Genomic DNA, 1,771 nt, shown 5'->3' with positions numbered 1-1,771 from the left:
TCGGTAGGTGAGCTCTCGATCCACCAAGAGTCCAAGACGTTCTTCAAACGAGAGATCGCTTGACGCTCTTTGCGTAAATTGCTCTTGTAGGCCAAGGACCATGCCCTCTAATCTTAGTGCTTGAAGCGAAGTGATGGTGTGTTGATGAAGCATTGGGTTTCCTTTTGGGTTGGTTAAAAAATCAGTGAAGCGCTAGTGGTAGTAGCCCGAGCCACGCACGTTCTCGTGCAGTGGCAACTGCTGCGTACTTTTCTTATTGGGAGATGCTTTGCCTGCTGGCGCTAAATCCAACTTAGTCGCCAACCGGCGGTGATTTTTAGTACCACTCCAAGTGTGAGATTTTGATAATCTTTTACTCAAAAAGGAGTTGTACTATGGCCAAACATGGCATTCGCTTTAAACCCGAGCAAATCGTTTCCCTGCTGCGTCAGATTGAGGTTCTGACTGCCAACGGCAAGACCTTAGAAGAGGCTTGCAAGTCTCTATCCATAACTGCCCAAAGCTACTATCGCTGGCGAAAAATGTACGGCGGTATGAAAGCCGATCAAGCCAAGAAATTCAAAGACTTAGAGCAAGAGAATGCGAGGCTCAAAAAGCTCGTAGCAGACCTCTCCTTGCGAGAGGTCATGCTCCAAGAAGTCATTAAGGGAAACTTCTAAGCCCCACTAAGCGTAAAAATACAGCGCAGCTGCTCATGGATAAGTATCAAGTCTCTGAGCGGTCTGCCTGCAGTTTGGTGGGGCTATCACGAACAGCCTATCGGTATATGCCATTACCCCGTGATGATGAAAAACCCTTTAGGGCAGAGATCATCCGCTTAGCTTGCACCTATGGCCGTTATGGCTATCGAACCGTGGCCGCTCTGATGCGCAATACAGGTTGGCAAAGGGCTACAGAGGAGCGGGTTAAGCGCATCTGGCGGCAAGAGGGCCTCAAGGTACCCGATAAACAAACCCCCAAAGGACGGCTTTGGTTAAAAGACGGTAGTTGCCTGCGTCTACGAGCGCAGTATCGAAACCATGTCTGGAGCTACGACTTTGTCTTTGTTCGCGATGCCTATGGAAGGAAAATCAGGATGCTCACCATGATTGATGAATACACCCGTGTTTGTTTAGTAATCCACTGCGCATTGCGTATTGGGGCTAAAGAGGTGATTGAACAACTAACGGATACCATGGTCATCCACGGCATCCCCAAATTTATTCGATCGGACAATGGTCCTGAGTTCGTAGCGAGAATCTTGCGGGATTGGTTAAAGGAGATTGGTGTGCAAACCGCTTACATTGAACCAGGCTCACCCTGGGAGAATGGTTTTTGTGAAAGCTTCAATGGCACCTTAAGAGATGAACTGCTTAATGGGGAGATCTTCTACAACCTAGAAGAAGCGAGGGTTCTAACCAAGCAATGGAAAGATCATTACAACCAAGTAAGACCTCATAGCTCATTGGGTTACAGACCACCAGCACCACAGGTGATGTTACCCAGGATTACTCAAATCCAACCCAGTTATATGCAATGATTTAATATGGAAAAACTCTCACTGGTGGTGGTACTAAATTGACAGCAGTTCAACCGTGACCCGCGTTGAACTTCTCATCGGCCGTTTCTGCGCCAGATGCTGTTAAAAACATCTCGTCAGTTTTAATGCCATTGGCATAATTGATGGCATCAACATATTGACCGCTACTGTTGTATTGCACATCTTGGGTTTCTTGGCCGGTAGTGCCATTAAACCAAAGGGTATCGGTTTGATAACCGGCAGAACTAAAGA

The 1,771-nt window shown here is 47.3% G+C and carries 3 protein-coding genes; 1 reads left to right on the top strand and 2 read right to left on the bottom strand.

The annotated features are described in order from the left end of the window. Window positions 1-192: 192 nt before the first annotated feature. Window positions 193-360 carry a hypothetical protein gene (locus tag ICN48_RS13745; protein ID WP_216154248.1) on the bottom strand — a complete coding sequence of 56 codons (168 nt, stop codon included), beginning with the start codon at window positions 358-360 and terminating at the stop codon, window positions 193-195. A 14-nt stretch (window positions 361-374) separates the two neighbouring features. Between ICN48_RS13745 and ICN48_RS13740 the strand changes: the two genes are divergently transcribed. Beyond that, window positions 375-1,519 (top strand): IS3 family transposase gene (locus ICN48_RS13740; RefSeq protein WP_216154247.1). Its coding sequence is split into 2 segments (ribosomal slippage): window positions 375-645 and window positions 645-1,519, totalling 1,146 coding nucleotides; the frame shifts between segments, so codons are not numbered across the junction. Window positions 1,520-1,568: 49 nt separating this feature from the next. Here the strand turns inward: ICN48_RS13740 and ICN48_RS13735 are convergent. Then, window positions 1,569-1,771, bottom strand: a 203-nt coding sequence (locus ICN48_RS13735) for a hypothetical protein (protein ID WP_216154246.1), incomplete at its 5' end; no start/stop codon positions are given.

It is taken from the genome of Polynucleobacter sp. JS-Safj-400b-B2 (genome assembly GCF_018881975.1).
Classification (GTDB): Bacteria; Pseudomonadota; Gammaproteobacteria; order Burkholderiales; family Burkholderiaceae; genus Polynucleobacter.
Note: the sequence above shows the minus strand (reverse complement) of the source record. Positions and strands in the feature narration are given on the sequence as shown.